Source organism: Staphylococcus sp. GDY8P45P, assembly GCF_017892745.1.
Taxonomy (GTDB): Bacteria; Bacillota; Bacilli; order Staphylococcales; family Staphylococcaceae; genus Staphylococcus; species Staphylococcus cohnii.
In genome coordinates this window covers 195983-213244 of sequence record NZ_JAESLS010000007.1, presented here as the reverse complement: position 1 = coordinate 213244, position 17262 = coordinate 195983, and the positions used below count along the sequence as shown (strand labels likewise).

Sequence of the window (17262 nt, the reverse complement as noted above, 5' to 3'; positions counted from 1 at the left end):
CTTTCTATATTTTAAAAGTTATACACAGAAATAACATGTGTGAATAAACATAATCACAAGCTGTTAATAATTATCCACAAGTTACACACAATCAGTGGATAACTCATTGTGGATTATAAGTTATACACAACCATTTAGGATATATCTCCATAATATAATCCCTTATTTATCAATATTTACATAACTTATCCACACAATTATACTTTTTAACAAACACCTCTGTCAAATGGCTGTGAATATGTTGTTAAATCGTAAATAACCCTGTGCATAGATGAAATATTATCCACAAAATAAGCATGCGTATCTGTGAATAAGTGGATAACTTACAAGAATGAATAGTATATCAAAAATTAAACGATTTGTGGGCTTGGGAAATAATTTATAAAAAGTGTATGGAATTTGTATAATTAAAAATTCTCTAGATTTGAAATGAAAAATATTTATATGATAAGGTGAATCTTCTATATTAATAGACGTATTTATCAATACAGTTTAAAAATATCTAGTACTCATTCATATTATAATGAGATGAAAACATGCTTGAAATTGATACTTGCTTTATAAAAAAGATTTTGTTATATTGTAGTAGTTGCTTGAATTATGACTAGAAATTAATAATATTAAATCAAGACTTGAAGCAAAAAGCTTATATTAATTTATCTATTATAATATTTAGATAACCGAATACAGATGGAGGTGTTTTTGCATGGTAAAACGTACTTATCAACCAAATAAACGTAAACATAGTAAAGTTCATGGTTTCAGAAAACGCATGAGCACAAAAAACGGTCGTAAAGTTTTAGCGCGTCGTCGTCGTAAAGGCCGTAAGGTATTATCAGCATAAGATCACTGACTCATCAGTGGTCTTTTTTTTGGTTTAAAATAACGAAAATAAGTAGCAAAATTATTGTTATTATTAAAAAATACAACACATGTTAGGTATATAATAATAAATGTAATGAAAAGATAAGCGAGTGATGTTTCGTGGAGAAGGCATACCGAATTAAAAAGAACAGTGATTTCCAATTTATATATAAAAAAGGAAAATCAGTAGCAAATCGTCAATTTGTAGTCTATACGAAACCTAATAAAGAATTAGAACACTTTAGACTAGGTATTAGTGTTTCTAAAAAATTAGGTAATGCTGTTGTTAGAAATAAAATTAAGCGTGCTATTCGTGAAAGTTTCAAGGTACATAAACAAAATATATTACCAATGGAAATTATTGTGATAGCCAGGCAGCCAGCTAAAGATATGGATACACTACAAATCCAAGCAAGTTTAGAACATGTTTTAAAAATAGCTAAGGTTTTTAATAAACGAATTAAGTAGGGTAGGGGATAATTAAGACTGACGTCAGTCTAACGTCACACAACCCTAAGACTAACTTATTAGAAATTTTGAACAAGATGTTAGCTTTTTGATCCAAAACTATTTACAATATTATAATGATAAATTTTAGAATAAAGGAGGCGAGATGGATGATGGATTTAGATACGATAACGAGTATATCCACACCTATGGGTGAAGGTGCTATTGGTATTGTACGTTTGTCAGGTGTTGACGCGGTAAATATTGCAGATAAATTATATAAAGGGAAAGAACCATTAGAACATGTACCTTCTCATACAATAAATTATGGGCATATTGTTGATCCTGAGACAAATGAAGTGGTCGAAGAAGTGATGGTGTCTGTCTTACGTGCACCGAAAACATTTACTAGAGAAGATATCGTTGAAATTAATTGTCACGGTGGTATTTTAACCATCAATAGAGTGTTAGAGTTAACGATGACACACGGTGCAAGAATGGCTGATCCAGGTGAATACACAAAACGTGCGTTTTTAAATGGGCGTATTGATTTATCTCAAGCCGAAGCGGTGATGGATTTTATTCGTTCTAAAACCGATCGTGCATCTAAAGTTGCAATGAATCAAATTGAAGGTCGTTTAAGTGATATGATTAAGCGACAGCGACAATCCATTCTCGAAATCCTTGCACAAGTAGAAGTTAATATAGATTATCCAGAATATGATGATGTGGAAGATGCCACAACAGAAGTTTTATTAGAAAAATCAAATCAAATTAAGACAGAGATTAATAAGTTATTAGATACAGGCACACAAGGGAAAATAATGAGAGAAGGTTTAGCAACGGTCATAGTTGGTAAGCCGAATGTTGGTAAGTCATCCATGTTAAATAACCTGATCCAAGACAATAAGGCGATTGTTACAGAGGTGCCTGGTACGACTAGAGATACTTTAGAAGAGTACGTAAACGTTCGCGGTGTACCTTTAAGGTTAGTAGATACTGCTGGGATACGTGAAACGGAAGATATCGTTGAACGTATTGGTGTAGAACGTTCACGCAAAGCTTTAGGTGAAGCGGATTTAATCTTGTTTGTGCTAAATTATAACGAATCATTAACAGAAGAAGATCGCAAATTATATGAAGTTATTAAAAATGAAGATGCCATTGTCATAATTAACAAGATGGATTTAGACAAACAATTAGATATTTCAGAAGTAAAAGAAATGGTTGGAGATATGCCAATCATTCAAACATCAATGTTAAAACAAGAAGGTATTGATCAGTTAGAGATACAAATTAGAGATTTATTCTTTGCAGGAGATGTCCAAAATCAGGATATGACATATGTATCGAATTCAAGACATATTTCATTGTTAAAACAAGCGAGAAACTCAATTCAAGATGCTATAGATGCTGCAGAAGCTGGTGTGCCAATGGATATGGTTCAGATAGATTTAACTAGAACTTGGGAAATTTTAGGTGAAATTATCGGAGAATCCGCAAGTGAAGAATTGATAAATCAATTATTTAGTCAATTCTGTCTAGGAAAATAAAAGGGAGGAAAAAAGTATGGCTCAAGAATATGATGTAATAGTAATTGGAGCCGGACATGCTGGTATTGAAGCTGGACTTGCTTCAGCAAGACGTGGTGCCAAAACGTTAATGTTAACAATAAATTTAGATAATATTGCATTCATGCCATGTAACCCATCAGTTGGTGGCCCGGCTAAAGGAATAGTAGTTCGTGAAATAGACGCATTAGGTGGCCAAATGGCGAAAACAATCGATAAAACGCATATCCAAATGCGTATGTTAAACACTGGCAAAGGCCCGGCAGTAAGAGCACTTCGCGCACAAGCTGACAAAGTACTTTATCAACAAGAAATGAAAAAGGTAATTGAAGATGAAGCAAACCTTGATATTATGCAAGGTATGGTGGATGACTTAATTATTGAAGATGAAGTCATCAAAGGCGTACGTACGAATATCGGCACAGAATACTGGGCAGATGCGGTCATTATTACAACTGGTACATTTCTACGTGGTGAAATCATTTTAGGTAACATGAAATATTCAAGTGGTCCAAACCATCAATTACCATCTATTTCACTAGCTGACAATCTTAGAAATCTCGGATTTGAAGTAGTGAGATTCAAAACTGGTACGCCACCGCGTGTTAATGCCAAAACGATTGATTATTCTAAAACAGAAATACAACCAGGTGACGACGTTGGTAGAGCATTTAGTTTTGAAACAACGGAATATATTTTAGATCAATTACCTTGTTGGTTAACATATACCAATGGAGAAACACATCAAGTTATAGATGATAATTTACATTTATCTGCGATGTATTCAGGCATGATTAAAGGTACAGGACCTAGATATTGTCCATCAATTGAAGATAAATTTGTAAGATTCAATGATAAGCCTAGACATCAACTTTTCTTAGAACCAGAAGGTAGAAATACCAATGAAGTTTATGTCCAAGGTTTATCAACAAGCTTACCTGAACATGTTCAACGTCAGATGTTGGAAACAATTCCAGGCTTAGAAAAAGCGGATATGATGCGTGCAGGATATGCAATTGAATATGATGCACTTGTACCGACACAACTGTGGCCAACACTAGAAACTAAAAAAATTAAAAACTTATATACTGCAGGACAAATCAACGGAACTTCTGGTTATGAAGAAGCGGCAGGACAAGGTATCATGGCTGGAATTAACGCAGCGTCAAGAGTACTAGATGAGGAAGAAGTCATCTTAAGCCGTTCAGACGCCTATATTGGTGTTTTAATAGATGATCTTATAACAAAAGGTACCAATGAACCATATCGTTTATTAACATCTCGTGCAGAATATCGTTTATTATTAAGACATGACAATGCAGATTTACGATTAACAGATTTAGGTTATAAATTAGGTATGATTTCTGAAGAACGTTATGCGCGTTTCAATGAAAAACGTCAAATGATAAAAGATGAGCAAGCACGCTTAAATGAAATTAGAATAAAACCGCACGAACGTGTACAAGAAATTATTGAAGCGCAAGGCGGTTCACGCTTGAAAGACGGTATATTAGCCTTGGAGTTATTGCGTAGACCTGAAATGACGTATAACTTGATTCTAGAAATTTTAGAAGAAGAAAATCAATTACCTAGTGATGTTGAAGAGCAAGTTGAAATTCAGACAAAATATGAAGGCTATATCAATAAGTCGTTACAGCAAGTTGAAAAAGTAAAACGTATGGAAGAAAAGAAAATTCCAGAAGACTTAGATTATAGTAAAGTTGATAGTTTAGCGACTGAAGCACGCGAAAAATTAGCGGAAGTTAAACCGTTAAATATTGCGCAAGCATCTCGGATTTCAGGTGTAAATCCTGCAGATATTTCGATCTTATTAGTGTTCCTAGAACAAGGTAAAATACAAAGGGTGGAAAATTAAGATGAGTGTAAAATGGTTAACTGAGCAACTCAGCACACAAGATATCGAACTTACAGAAAAACAACAACATCAATTTCAAACGTATTTTCAAATGCTCGTTGAATGGAATGAAAAAATGAATTTAACAAGTATTACTGAAGAACATGAAGTGTATTTGAAACATTTTTATGATTCAATTGCACTAAGTTTTTATACGGATTTGACACAAGAGCTAACAATTTGTGATATTGGTGCTGGTGCTGGTTTTCCAAGTATTCCATTAAAAATTATTTATCCTAATTTAAAAATTACAATTGTAGATTCATTAAATAAACGCATCCATTTTTTAAATCAATTAGCAGAAGCATTAGATTTAGAAAATGTGAATTTTGTACATGATCGCGCAGAAATTTACGGAAAGGGAGACTACAGGGCGTCTTATGATATTGTAACTGCACGTGCAGTTGCTAGACTTTCCGTATTAAGCGAATTGTGTTTACCGTTAGTTAAAAAGGGTGGACAATTCATTGCTTTAAAGTCAGCTAAAGGCGAAGAAGAATTGGAAGAAGCGCGTTTTGGTATAGGAATCCTCGGTGGTAAACTTCAGGATGTCATTTCATATGAATTACCAGAAGATGCTGGTGAAAGGCAAATGATAAAGATTGATAAGAGAAGTGAGACACCAAAGAAATATCCAAGAAAACCAGGAATGCCCAATAAGTCTCCATTACTTGAAAAAGAAAAGTGATTTAATACAACTAATTTAGAGGGAGCGCATAAAATATGAAGAAACCTTTTTCTAAATTATTTGGTTTGAAAAATAAAGATGACATTGTTGGTTATATAGAAGAGGATCATAATAGTGTTGAATCTATTCATACTGAACGTATTGTGCCAAATCGTTATCAACCAAGACAAGTATTTGAGCCAAATAAGATTAAAGAACTCGCAGAATCAATAGATGAGCATGGATTGTTACAACCGATTGTAGTACGTCCTATAGAAGAGGATATGTTTGAAATTATTGCTGGAGAGCGTAGATTTAGAGCCTTACAATCGTTGAATAAGACATACGCAGATGTCATTATCAGAGATTTAGGTGATGAAGAAACTGCAGTGGTTGCTTTAATAGAAAATATCCAACGTGAAAATTTATCTGTTGTAGAAGAGGCAGAAGCCTATAAAAAACTTTTAGAACTAGGCGATACTACACAAAGTGAATTAGCTAAAAGTGTAGGTAAAAGTCAAAGTTTTATAGCAAATAAATTGAGATTATTAAAATTAGCGCCAAAAGTGATAGAACGTTTACGTGAAGGCAAAGTTACAGAACGTCATGCACGTGCGATGCTAAGTTTATCAGATGAAGATCAAGAAACATTAGTGGAAACGATTATAAGCCAAAAGTTAAACGTGAAACAAACTGAAGCTAGAGTAAAACAAAAAGTCGGCCCTGAAAAAGTGAAAGCGCAAAGTTTTGCATTTGAAAAAGACTTAACAGATGCACGTGAAGCGGTAGGCAAAAGTTTAGAAGAAATTGAAAAAAGTGGCATCAAGTTTGAACATCAAGCTAAAGACCATGATGATTATTATGAAATAAAAATTAAGCTTTATAAAAAATAACAGTTGAGTTTAATTGAATATATCGCTTATTCAAAAAGTACAACTTCGTTTTAATTTAAATGAGGTTGTACTTTTTTTATTTATTATAAGTGTTAATGAGTCAGATATCATTTAAATGTAAAGGTTATTTTAAAAGTATATTTTATTTTATATTCCCCAAAAATTAAAAATAAATAAATAAAAAACATTTACAGGATTGTCGAATAATAAAATATGTGATTAAATTAAGAAAACGCTTACATATTATTAAAGGGGGATGTTAAAATGGTAACGTTTATTGTATCTATTATTTTATTAGTTATAGGTTATTTCACTTATGGGAAGTATATCGACAAAATGTTTGGCACGAAACAAGATAGACCAACACCAGCATATAATCAACGTGATAATGTCGATTATTTACCTATGAAGACATCATCAAATTCACTCATTCAACTATTGAACATTGCAGGTGTAGGACCGATTTTCGGACCGATTATGGGGGCATTATATGGACCTGTAGCATTTATATGGATTGTTGTGGGATGTATTTTTGCAGGTGCAGTACATGATTATCTGACTGGAATGATTTCAATTAGAAATAAAGGGGCACATTTACCGGAGCTTGCTGGTAAATTTTTAGGTCAGGTTATGAAACACTTTGTAAATATCTTTTCAATCTTATTATTATTGCTAACTGGAACAGTTTTTGTAACAAGCCCGGCATTGTTACTACATAATTTATTAGATGGTCGAATCGCATTAGGTATCATTATCTTTGTCATTTTTGTTTATTATATTTTGTCTACAATTTTACCTATAGACAAAATCATTGGACGCATTTATCCAATTTTCGGTGCATTGCTATTAATTAGTGCAGTAGGTATAGGTTTCCGTCTTATTCAAACAGGTGCACCGATACCTGAAATTAATTTGAAAAATATGCATCCAGATGGCGCTCCTATATTTCCACTACTATTTTTTACAATTACTTGTGGTGCTTTATCTGGTTTTCATGCTACACAAACGCCTATTATTTCGAGAACGACAAACAAAGAGAAAAATGGTCGTTTCATATTCTATGGAATGATGATTGCAGAGGGTATTATAGCAATGATTTGGGCAGCTGCAGGCATGAGTTTATTTAATGGATATAGTGGATTAAGTGATGTTTTAGCACGTGGGGAAGCGGCTCTTGTTGTAAGCGAAGCATCACATCTATTATTGGGTTCTGTGTTTGGTACGATTGCAGTACTGGGTGTTATTGTCTTACCAATTACAAGTGGTGATACATCTTTCCGTAGTGCACGTATGATTATAGCTGATTATTTAAATTATGGTCAGCGCAGTATGTTAAAACGAGTGATTGTAGCTGCACCATTATTTGTCGTAAGCTTTGGTTTGACTCAGGTAGACTTTACCATTTTATGGCGCTATTTTTCTTGGGCAAACCAAACTACAGCTGTTGTCGCTTTATGGGTAGGTGCAATGTACTTACTTATCGCGAAAAAGAATTTTTGGGTGGCAGCAATTCCAGCAGTCTTTATGACTTGGAATATTTTCACTTATATTTTAAGTCAGAAGATAGGTTTAGGTCTGGATCTTAATTTAAGTTATGGCCTCGCATTTGTATTTACAATTTTATGGATTGGCTACTTTACTTATCAATATAAAAAAATTACTGCAGGTGCTTCATTTGAATTAGATCATCCTATACCATATCAACAACAACAAACTGCGACATAAATATAAAATTATGATGGGATACTGATTTCTTAACGCTATGATACAGGTTAATTAAATAATAATAATGATAGGAGTAAGATACGTGATTAAAAACATGATTTAGTTGCGGTCTTACTCTTATTTCTTGTAAGTCTAAGGGAGGTCTAAAAAAGACGCTATAGCTATATGACAAAAACTTTTTGCATAATTAAATGTGCGCATGTCAATACAATTTGGTAGTCTAAAATAGAATCACACTATAGTCTCAAGTTAAAGGAGCTTGGCAAATGAACATAGGTAATCAAATTAAATTTTTTAGACAGCGTGACCATTTATCACAAGAAGAATTAGCTGCAAAATTGTATGTTTCACGACAAACAATTTCAAATTGGGAAAATGATAAAAGTTATCCAGATATACATAATTTGTTAATGCTTAGTTCTTTGTTTCAAGTTTCTTTAGATAATTTAGTTAAAGGAGACATAGAGATTATGGAACAAAAGTTAAAACAGAGCAAATTTAATTTATGGAGTCATTTAATGATTTGGCCTATGTTATTATCCGCAATTTTAGCAGGTCCAACACTCTACTATTGGACGACATTATGGATTTCAGCTGAACTTATACTCTTAATAACTATGATTATTGCATCATTTAAAGTAGAAGCCTTAAAAAAATCGTATAGAATACAAACGTATGACAGGATAGTTGCTTTTATGCATGGGAAAGACCCTAATGATGTTTATAGTAGTAAATTGCGTAATACTGTAACTTTTATGTACAGTTTTATAGTTTGTGTCGGATTATTTATTATAATTGTGCTATTAAGCATGCATTTTTTTGATGTATTGTAATAGTTACTTTTCATAACACCTTGTAGTTAAAGATTTATCATAACTATGAGGTGTTTGATTTATGAAATCTTTGATTATTGCGATCGTATACCCCACGCATTAGTAAATATTATTTCTTACAATAATAATATTCAAATCTTAATAATAGTATTGCTTTACTAACTGGGAAATATTAATATTAAGTAAATAATTTGTAAATAAAATGTTAAGAAAAAATAATTGCTAATTTAGGGGTGATTGTATGTTTCGTTTTTTAAAGCCAGCAAAACATGTGGATCCTTTACCATCTGAAAAGGTAGATGATACATATAAAAAGTTACGGTTACAGGTTTTTTTAGGTATTTTTATCGGTTATGCGGGTTACTATTTGCTGAGAAAAAACTTTTCATTAGCGATGCCTTCATTAATTGAAGATGGTTTCAGTAAAGGAGAGCTTGGTATTGCGCTATCAGCCATTTCAATCGCTTATGGATTTAGTAAATTTGTAATGGGAACCGTAAGTGATCGCAGTAATGCGCGTGTATTTTTAACTTTAGGTTTGATGCTTACGGCAATTGTTAATTTACTATTAGGATTTGTACCATTTTTTACTTCTAGTATAACAATCATGTTTATTATGTTATTTCTAAATGGATGGTTTCAAGGCATGGGATGGCCGCCATCAGGACGTGTACTTGTGCACTGGTTTAGTGTTAGTGAACGTGGTAGTAAAACGTCTATTTGGAACGTGGCTCATAATGTTGGTGGAGGTCTAATGGCACCGATCGCAACATGGGGAATATCTATGACTGCCCTTTATAATTTTGGTTATTTAAGAGGATTTGAAGGTGTATTTATATATCCAGGATTACTGGCAATTGTTATCGCAATTATTGCATATTGTTTAATTAGAGATACACCTCAGTCACAAGGTTTACCTCCTATTGAACGCTTTAACAAAGATTACTCAACGACGTCGCAGGAAACACTTGAAACAGAGTTAACAACAAAAGAAATACTGTTTAAATATGTATTGAATAACAAATGGGTATGGGCCATTGCTTTTGCTAATATTTTTGTCTATTTTGTACGTTATGGTGTGCTAGATTGGGCACCTACTTATTTAAGTGAAGAAAAGCAATTCAATTTAAGTGAATCAGGTTGGGCTTATTTCCTTTATGAATGGGCAGGCATTCCAGGTACACTACTTTGTGGTTATATTTCCGATAAAGTATTTAAAGGGCGCCGTGGTCCTGCAGGTTTCTTCTTTATGCTTGGCGTTACAATCTTTGTATTAATTTATTGGTTGAACCCTCCTGGTCATGCATGGTTAGACAATTTATCATTAATTGCAATTGGATTTTTAATCTATGGGCCAGTGATGTTGATTGGTTTACAAGCATTGGATTATGTACCTAAAAAAGCAGCCGGAACAGCTGCAGGTCTAACAGGTTTATTTGGTTACTTATTTGGTGCTGTGATGGCAAATATTGTTTTAGGTTTTGTCGTACAACATTTTGGATGGGATTTTGGTTTTGTCTTATTAACAGTTATTAGTATTTTAGCGATGTTAAGCTTTATTTTAACTTGGAATAAACGAGGCCAAGAACAATTACATTAATAAAACAAGCATTATAAGGCGTGACTATGAGATCAATGAAATGATTTTGATTTCATAGTCATGTCTATTTTTTATAAACGACATCTATTTTTGAAATCATTATTGTGAGTGTTATTTGTGTATGTAATCAACAAGCTATAAGTATTTTGAAACGCTGAATATGAAATATTTCATTAATAATGGTTATTTAATGAATAATTTATATAAAATTGTGGTAATTAAATAATAAGTAAGTACACTAAAAAATTTTTATGGTATGGGTACATCATTGATTTAATGCAAAAAGTTGCTCAATACTTCAGTTGTTTCACTAGTAAAATACGCATTAAGGCACCAAAAATATATTTAAACGAGCAAAACTACATGAGACTGTTTTGCAATAGTTTAATTAAGAAAGGTGATTTATTATGTATAAAAATATTTTACTACCATACTCTTTTGAAAATGATTTCGATAACATTCCTGAGAACTTAGCGAAATTAGTTGGAGAAGATTCCACTGTAGTTGTTCATAATGTCATGACTGAAAATGATTTATTAGCGAGTGTACGTTATGAAAATAAACATAAAGAAGATATCATTAAAGAAAAGGAAGAAGAACTTACTCCATTTCTTGAAAAATTAAAAGAGCAAGGTATTAATTATAAAGTAGCCATCGAATTTGGGCCTGTAAAAGATACCATACTTGAGAGAATCAGTTTTGGAGATATGGGTGTAGGCGATTTTGATTTAGTTGTAATGAGTAACCATCGAGTAAGTATAGATATCAAACATGTACTTGGAGATGTGACACATAAAGTTGCTAAAAGAAGTCCTATACCAGTACTTATAGTGAAATAATATTGAAGTCAAAGTATTGAAATGCTTTTATTATAGCGATGAGCGTTATGTTTCCGCGTAAAAACATCATATTTTAGACTAGAATGTAATGGTTAAAATTACTTTCTAGTCTTTTATTTTTTAGATTAAAACATGGACAAGTTTATTTTAAAGTTAATGAATTCAACTTTAATAAATATATTTATAGAAATATTGAATTTTTATGTTTAGTTTTGTAATCCTTTTATGACGGCTTTAGCCAAACGATATATATATGAAAACAAATGTTAGTGCTGTTGTTTTCATATATAAAGTCTGTTATTCTGCCTAATGTTCAATTATAAGGGAGGTTACTAATTTTGGAAAATAAACAACATAATGCTAGTGGGAAGAAACTGTCTTCTGTTTTTACTTATAGTATTATTATTACCGCAATAGTTGTATTGTTAGGTGCAATATTTCCAAATCAGTTTAATTCAATAGGGACAAATATTACTGGTTGGATTACTGAATACTTTGGTTGGTATTATATGGTTATTGTAGCTCTAATGATATTCTTCTGTGTCTTCTTGATATTTAGCCCAATCGGAAAATTGAAATTGGGTAAACCTGAAGATAAACCAGAATTTAACACAATTTCATGGTTTGCGATGCTATTTAGTGCTGGTATGGGAATTGGTTTAGTATTTTGGGGAGCAGCTGAACCAATCAGTCACTTTGTATCACCACCATCTGGAGAACCACAATCAGCACATGCTTATAAAGAAGCTTTAAGAGGTGCATTTATGCAATGGGGTTTCCACGCATGGGCAGTGTATGGTGTTGTTGCGTTAGCGTTAGCTTACTTCCAATTTAGAAAAAATGAACCTGCATTAATTTCAAAAACATTACGTCCAATTTTCGGAAATAAAGTAGACGGTCCGCTTGGTACAGTTATTGACGTAGTGTCTGTTTTCGCTACTATCGGTGGTGTAGCGGTATCTTTAGGTCTAGGCGCTATGCAAATTGCAGGTGGTCTAAACTACCTATTTGATATCCCGAATAATATTGTGACTCAAGGTATTATTATTGTAATTGTTACAATCTTATTCTTAGCTAGTGCATGGTCAGGATTAAGCCGTGGTATCCAATATTTAAGTAATGCTAATATTGGTTTAGCAGGCATAATCTTATTATTTATTTTTATTGTAGGACCAACCGTTTTAATCTTAAACATGTTAACAAGTTCAACAGGTGAATATTTGAATACGTTATTATTTAACATGTTTGATACTGCACCATTAGATCCACAAAAAAATGAATGGATGAAATCATGGACTTTCTTCCAATTAGCTTGGTGGATTAGTTGGAGTCCATTTGTTGGTATATTTATTGCACGTGTATCTAAAGGACGTTCAATTAGAGAGTTCGTATCTGGAGTTATGTTAGCACCGGTACTTGTAAGTTTAGTTTGGTTTGCAGCATTCGGTGTTCTAGGTATCGAAACTGCAAAAGACAATCCAAAAATATTTGATATGCCACCAGAAACTGCATTATTTGGTGTGTTTAATGAAGTACCATTAGGCTTTGCGCTGTCCATTGTGACATTGCTCTTAATAGCAACGTTCTTTATTACGTCAGCCGATTCAGCGACATTCGTATTAGGAATGCAAACAACATTTGGTTCATTAAACCCATCAGCAATGATTAAAGTGGTTTGGGGTGTTGCACAAGCATTGATTGCATTTATCTTATTATTCTCAGGTGGAGATAATGGATTAAATGCCCTTCAAAACATGGCAATCATGACCGCCTTACCATTCTCTATCATCATTCTTTGTATGATGGTCAGTTTCTATAAAGATGCCAATAAAGAGCGTAAGTTCTTAGGTTTAACACTATCACCAAACAAACATAGATTAGAAGAATATACGAGAATTGCAGAAAATAGAGGCGCCAACAAATCAGAATAATTATTAAATATAAGAAATAGCTGGGACACAAACCTCAATCTCAAAATAAAGGACTAATTCGTTTTCAAACGGATTAGTCCTTTTTATATGAAAATATTACGATTTTGATCGTACATGCTTGCCTGGGGATATGGCTCGAGCCTGTAGTCTCTCGCTCATATCATTTCCCCGGGCGTCTGCACGATGCAAAATCTCTATAAAAGGTGTGTTTTAATACAATAGAAAAAAGCTTCGTATTATTACACATGATGGATGAGTTCATTTTATATAAAAACTTACGGTTTTGATCGTGCATGCTTATTCGAGTAAGTTGTAGCATAGTTCGCGAATATCCTCTCTCACTCATGTCATTTCCACAAGTAACAGTACAATGCAAAATTGCTACAATGAAATATAGTCACGCAATGAGTACCGATGTTCTATAGCAACAAAACAAACGTCAATGCCTATCATTGTAATAGAAATTGACGTTTATGTTTGAATCAGGGATAGTAATCTCCCTATTTCTTTTTTATAGTTAAAATTATAATAAATAAAGAACTGCGTATTTAGTTGTAAAGTAGCATAAGTTTTTACAAATACTTCAAAACTTAGCGCTTTCTTATTTTATCTTTTTGATGTGAATCAAACATTATGAAAAGATTTGAGTATGCTGTCACTTTTACAAAAATTGATGAACTTATCTAACGTGACAGGTAGTTATAATGTTTTCTTTCCTGTATGACACCCATTTTTAGAGCCACAAGAGTTACATTTACCAACTTTAGCTTTCTTGAAAAAGTTGAATAATGTAAAAACAACATAACTAATAATAGCTAAAAAGATAACTACATTGATAATAATCGTCATTAAATCACATCCTTAATAAAATAATAATCCGATTTGATAAAAGACAAACGAAAGTAAATATGCAGTGATTAATGGATATGCTACAGCCAGTACAGTCCATTTAAGAGAATATGTTTCTTTGCGAATGGTTGCGACTGTAGATAAACATGGTATATATAACAAGATGAAAATCATAAACGAATATGCCGATAATGGTGTGAAATGACTTTGTATAATGTTTACAAGACCAGCTTCGTCTGATGCATAGATAATTGCCATCGAGCTAACGATAACTTCTTTTGCTAAGAATCCAGGTATTAAAGTAGCACCCGCTTGCCATGAACCAAAACCTAATGGTGCAACTAATACAGCAAAGAAACTTCCAATTGAGTGTAAAAAGCTATCATTAACGTCTACATTGAAACCGCCAGGACCTGTATAATTCAATAACCAAATAATTACCGAACCAGCAAAGATAAATGTTCCTGCTTTTTTAACAAAACCTTTAGCCTTTTCCCATGTACTTCTCCATAGTGTTTTGACTGATGGTAATCGATAAGTAGGCAATTCGACGATAAATACAGAGTCATCATTTTTTAATACCGTTTTCGTTAATAGTACACTTGTTAATAAAGCCACAACAATACCAAGTACATATAAGCTTAGGACGATGAGTGCCTGATGAGATTCAAAAAACACACCTACAAACAATGCGTAAACGGGTAATCTCGCAGAGCAAGACATAAATGGTGCAATCAAAATCGTTGTAAGTCTTTCCTTCTCACTTTCAATACTACGTGCTGCCATAATACTTGGCACGTTACATCCAAATCCTATAATCATTGGTATAAAAGATTTACCACTAAGACCAAAGTATTCCATAATTCGATCCATTAATATGGCAATACGAGACATATAACCAGAGTCTTCTAAAAGAGAAATAAAGAAGAAAAGCACCAGTATTTGTGGCACAAATACAAGTACTGCACCTACACCAGCAATAATACCGTCATTGATTAAATCTTGTAAAAATGGAACGAGACCTAATTTATCCATCAAGTTTGATACCGTATCCGTAAAGGTGCCACCTAAAAATTCATCTAATGCATCAGATATAGGTGTACCAATCCAAGTGAAAGTAACGTGGAAAATCAACCACATAATGATTAAAAAGATTGGGATGCCTAAATATTTATTTGTTAAAATGCGATCTATCTGATGCGTGAAATATTGTCGTTCCTCATCAGGATATTCAACTGTATCTTTTAAAATATTGTCTATATATGTATTGCGTATTGCTTGTATCTCATCACGTATAGAATTATCTAATTCTTCTGATAAATTTTGACGTAATAATGTTATTTCTTTCAAAACAGTATCATCTAGAAATTCATAAATTTTTGGGTTCTCTAATAAAAATTGTATTGATATAAAGCGTCTTAAATGTTTATCAATAGAGGTGCTTGATGTTAAATGTGCTTCAATTTGTGATATCGTATCTTCAATGTTCTTACCATAATTTAATTTCAATGGTCTGTTTTTTGATAAGCCATTGTCTTTCAAAGATTCTAATAATTGATGCGTCCCTTTGCCATTTCTTGCTATGATAGGTAGTAATGGCAATTTTAATTTTTTCATAAGTGCTTGTTGGTTGATACGAATACCACGTTTTGTAGCAACATCAACCATATTTAATCCAATAATTAAAGGTGCACCTAATTCCATGAGTTGAACGGTTAGTTGTAAGTTACGTTTTAATTGGCTTGCATCTACAATATTAATCATGCCAGAAAATGAATTATTCAATAAATAATCCGTCACAACCATTTCGTCTTTAGAAATAGGTGACAATTCATAAATGCCTGGTAAATCAACTAGGTCTCCAACATGTTGTTTGAGGCGCCCTACTTTTTTCTCTACAGTTACGCCACTCCAGTTTCCTACATATTCGTATGTGCCAGTCAATGCATTAAATAAAGATGTTTTACCGACGTTAGGGTTTCCTAAAATACAATAACTATTAGTCATTGGCTTCCTCTAATTCAATCTGACATGCATCACAACCACGAATACTTAAACATTGACCATTCACTTCTAATATACAAGGACCCTTGAACAGGCACTTTTGCTTAATTTTTAATTTAGTACCATTCACTAAACCAAGTGCATTTAATCGATGGCGCATGTGTTGATTTTTAATGTTCATTTCTTTGATTTTGTAATTCTTTTTTAAGTCTCCACTTTTTATGCTTAACATAAAACTCACTCTTTCTTATAATGAGATAATAATAATCATTATCAATTATACAATTTTATCAAAAATAATAGAAGTAAATTTAATATAATTTTGTGAATGTTTTGTTAAGCATTATTGTACGTAACATATATTGGGTTAATTTTTTGCTTTTGAAAAATAAATGACCAATAAATGAGCAAAGAAATTGATATAAATACAATGTAATATTACACTTAGGTTAAACAATAATTTCCTGAATATGAGATGACATGACCTTAGTCCAAAAGATGGTTTGATGATTGACTGTTGTTCAAAATTTTTGAGCTTCGGATATGAATCATGAATCGTTATATAAAATATGTGTTTTTAAAATTGATTTACATATTGAGATAGGAGGGATTCAAATGGTTATCCGTGATAATAAACGCATAAAAGTAAAACGTTTAAATGAAACGCGCTCAAGTGGGATTTCTGTCATGATTGAAGAAGGTGGTTTGGGAGCTGACCAATATTATCAAATTGAAAAGCAAAATGCGAAAACATCTGAAGAACATTTACATCAATTTGAACATGAAGTGAGTGAAAAAAATAATGCTGAATTGATTGATCTCCTAATTATAAATGCACAGGAGAGTACGAATAAAGCCTATAATGAAGCATTAAAGACAATTCAGCAAGAAGTGTTAAACCGAATGAAATCATAAATAATGTATTTGTAACCAAAGACAATAAAGATTGAAGGTTAACCATTTAGACTATTGATAAAGCTATTTAACTGCTGTATCGATAGTCTTTTTTGTATTTAAATATAGGTAAGACTTAGGGTGCGCTATATTAAGGTATAAAACATTAGAAGTAACAAACATTAAACGAATATAGTTATAAGCTAAATAATCATAAATTTATTAAAGAT

At 32.5% G+C, this 17262-nt stretch carries 15 protein-coding genes; 12 read left to right on the top strand and 3 right to left on the bottom strand.

Translation table 11 applies throughout. From position 1 onward, the window contains the following. Positions 1-706: 706 nt before the first annotated feature. The 11 genes from rpmH to KA873_RS08995 all read left to right on the top strand — a co-directional run bounded on the left by rpmH (position 707) and on the right by KA873_RS08995 (position 13285). Entirely contained in the window at positions 707-844 is a 138-nt protein-coding gene (gene rpmH, locus KA873_RS09045; RefSeq protein ID WP_000240855.1) for a 50S ribosomal protein L34, read from the top strand. A gap of 140 nt (positions 845-984) precedes the next feature. Then, the gene (gene rnpA / locus KA873_RS09040; RefSeq protein ID WP_046207171.1) at positions 985-1332 is read left to right on the top strand and encodes a ribonuclease P protein component; all 348 of its coding nucleotides are present in this window, start codon (positions 985-987) and stop codon (positions 1330-1332) included. Between the two features lie 152 nt (positions 1333-1484). Beyond that, on the top strand, positions 1485-2864 hold the full coding sequence (mnmE, locus tag KA873_RS09035) for a tRNA uridine-5-carboxymethylaminomethyl(34) synthesis GTPase MnmE (protein WP_181187421.1): 1380 nt from the start codon (positions 1485-1487) through the stop codon (positions 2862-2864). Between the two features lie 16 nt (positions 2865-2880). Then, positions 2881-4758: a tRNA uridine-5-carboxymethylaminomethyl(34) synthesis enzyme MnmG gene (mnmG, locus tag KA873_RS09030; RefSeq protein WP_107384809.1), complete on the top strand. Its 1878-nt coding sequence runs from the start codon at positions 2881-2883 to the stop codon at positions 4756-4758. 1 nt (position 4759) lies between these two features. Beyond that, complete coding sequence (gene rsmG, locus KA873_RS09025; protein WP_107384810.1) at positions 4760-5485, top strand: 16S rRNA (guanine(527)-N(7))-methyltransferase RsmG; 726 nt, start codon at positions 4760-4762, stop codon at positions 5483-5485. Positions 5486-5520: 35 nt separating this feature from the next. Beyond that, positions 5521-6357 (top strand): ParB/RepB/Spo0J family partition protein, encoded by an 837-nt coding sequence (locus tag KA873_RS09020; protein ID WP_040030046.1) that lies wholly within the window; start codon positions 5521-5523, stop codon positions 6355-6357. Between the two features lie 264 nt (positions 6358-6621). Beyond that, positions 6622-8082: a carbon starvation CstA family protein gene (locus tag KA873_RS09015; protein ID WP_107517828.1), complete on the top strand. Its 1461-nt coding sequence runs from the start codon at positions 6622-6624 to the stop codon at positions 8080-8082. Positions 8083-8348: 266 nt separating this feature from the next. Further along, positions 8349-8915, top strand: coding sequence for a helix-turn-helix transcriptional regulator (locus KA873_RS09010; RefSeq protein ID WP_107385339.1), 567 nt, complete (start codon positions 8349-8351; stop codon positions 8913-8915). Between the two features lie 241 nt (positions 8916-9156). Then, the gene (gene glpT, locus KA873_RS09005; RefSeq protein WP_119535694.1) at positions 9157-10515 is read left to right on the top strand and encodes a glycerol-3-phosphate transporter; all 1359 of its coding nucleotides are present in this window, start codon (positions 9157-9159) and stop codon (positions 10513-10515) included. Between the two features lie 407 nt (positions 10516-10922). Continuing rightward, a complete protein-coding gene (locus KA873_RS09000; protein WP_210140264.1) occupies positions 10923-11354 on the top strand; it encodes a universal stress protein in 432 nt (143 codons plus the stop codon). 335 nt (positions 11355-11689) lie between these two features. Next, complete coding sequence (locus KA873_RS08995) at positions 11690-13285, top strand: BCCT family transporter (RefSeq protein ID WP_107384179.1); 1596 nt, start codon at positions 11690-11692, stop codon at positions 13283-13285. A gap of 699 nt (positions 13286-13984) precedes the next feature. On the opposite strand, the gene KA873_RS08990 is transcribed toward KA873_RS08995, so the two are convergent. The 3 genes from KA873_RS08990 to KA873_RS08980 are packed head-to-tail and all read right to left on the bottom strand — an operon-like array spanning position 13985 to position 16370. After that, on the bottom strand, positions 13985-14134 hold the full coding sequence (locus KA873_RS08990; protein WP_210140263.1) for a FeoB-associated Cys-rich membrane protein: 150 nt from the start codon (positions 14132-14134) through the stop codon (positions 13985-13987). A 12-nt stretch (positions 14135-14146) separates the two neighbouring features. Continuing rightward, complete coding sequence (gene feoB, locus KA873_RS08985; RefSeq protein ID WP_192959239.1) at positions 14147-16141, bottom strand: ferrous iron transport protein B; 1995 nt, start codon at positions 16139-16141, stop codon at positions 14147-14149. Continuing rightward, on the bottom strand, positions 16134-16370 hold the full coding sequence (locus KA873_RS08980) for a FeoA family protein (protein ID WP_040030384.1): 237 nt from the start codon (positions 16368-16370) through the stop codon (positions 16134-16136). Before KA873_RS08980 ends, feoB begins: the two co-directional genes overlap by 8 nt. 383 nt (positions 16371-16753) lie before the next feature. On the opposite strand from KA873_RS08980, the gene KA873_RS08975 reads away from it, so the two are divergent. Beyond that, the gene (locus tag KA873_RS08975; protein WP_107384176.1) at positions 16754-17053 is read left to right on the top strand and encodes a hypothetical protein; all 300 of its coding nucleotides are present in this window, start codon (positions 16754-16756) and stop codon (positions 17051-17053) included. Positions 17054-17262: the final 209 nt, after the last annotated feature.

Bases quoted from the DNA above. Each gene is read 5' to 3' on its own strand.
- rpmH (WP_000240855.1), top strand. From the start codon at position 707: ATGGTAAAACGTACTTATCAACCAAATAAACGTAAACATAGTAAAGTT.
- mnmE (WP_181187421.1), top strand. From the start codon at position 1,485: ATGGATTTAGATACGATAACGAGTATATCCACACCTATGGGTGAAGGT.
- mnmG (WP_107384809.1), top strand. From the start codon at position 2,881: ATGGCTCAAGAATATGATGTAATAGTAATTGGAGCCGGACATGCTGGT.
- rsmG (WP_107384810.1), top strand. From the start codon at position 4,760: ATGAGTGTAAAATGGTTAACTGAGCAACTCAGCACACAAGATATCGAA.
- KA873_RS09020 (WP_040030046.1), top strand. From the start codon at position 5,521: ATGAAGAAACCTTTTTCTAAATTATTTGGTTTGAAAAATAAAGATGAC.
- KA873_RS09015 (WP_107517828.1), top strand. From the start codon at position 6,622: ATGGTAACGTTTATTGTATCTATTATTTTATTAGTTATAGGTTATTTC.
- KA873_RS09010 (WP_107385339.1), top strand. From the start codon at position 8,349: ATGAACATAGGTAATCAAATTAAATTTTTTAGACAGCGTGACCATTTA.
- glpT (WP_119535694.1), top strand. From the start codon at position 9,157: ATGTTTCGTTTTTTAAAGCCAGCAAAACATGTGGATCCTTTACCATCT.
- KA873_RS09000 (WP_210140264.1), top strand. From the start codon at position 10,923: ATGTATAAAAATATTTTACTACCATACTCTTTTGAAAATGATTTCGAT.
- KA873_RS08990 (WP_210140263.1), bottom strand. From the start codon at position 14,134: ATGACGATTATTATCAATGTAGTTATCTTTTTAGCTATTATTAGTTAT.
- feoB (WP_192959239.1), bottom strand. From the start codon at position 16,141: ATGACTAATAGTTATTGTATTTTAGGAAACCCTAACGTCGGTAAAACA.
- KA873_RS08980 (WP_040030384.1), bottom strand. From the start codon at position 16,370: ATGTTAAGCATAAAAAGTGGAGACTTAAAAAAGAATTACAAAATCAAA.
- KA873_RS08975 (WP_107384176.1), top strand. From the start codon at position 16,754: ATGGTTATCCGTGATAATAAACGCATAAAAGTAAAACGTTTAAATGAA.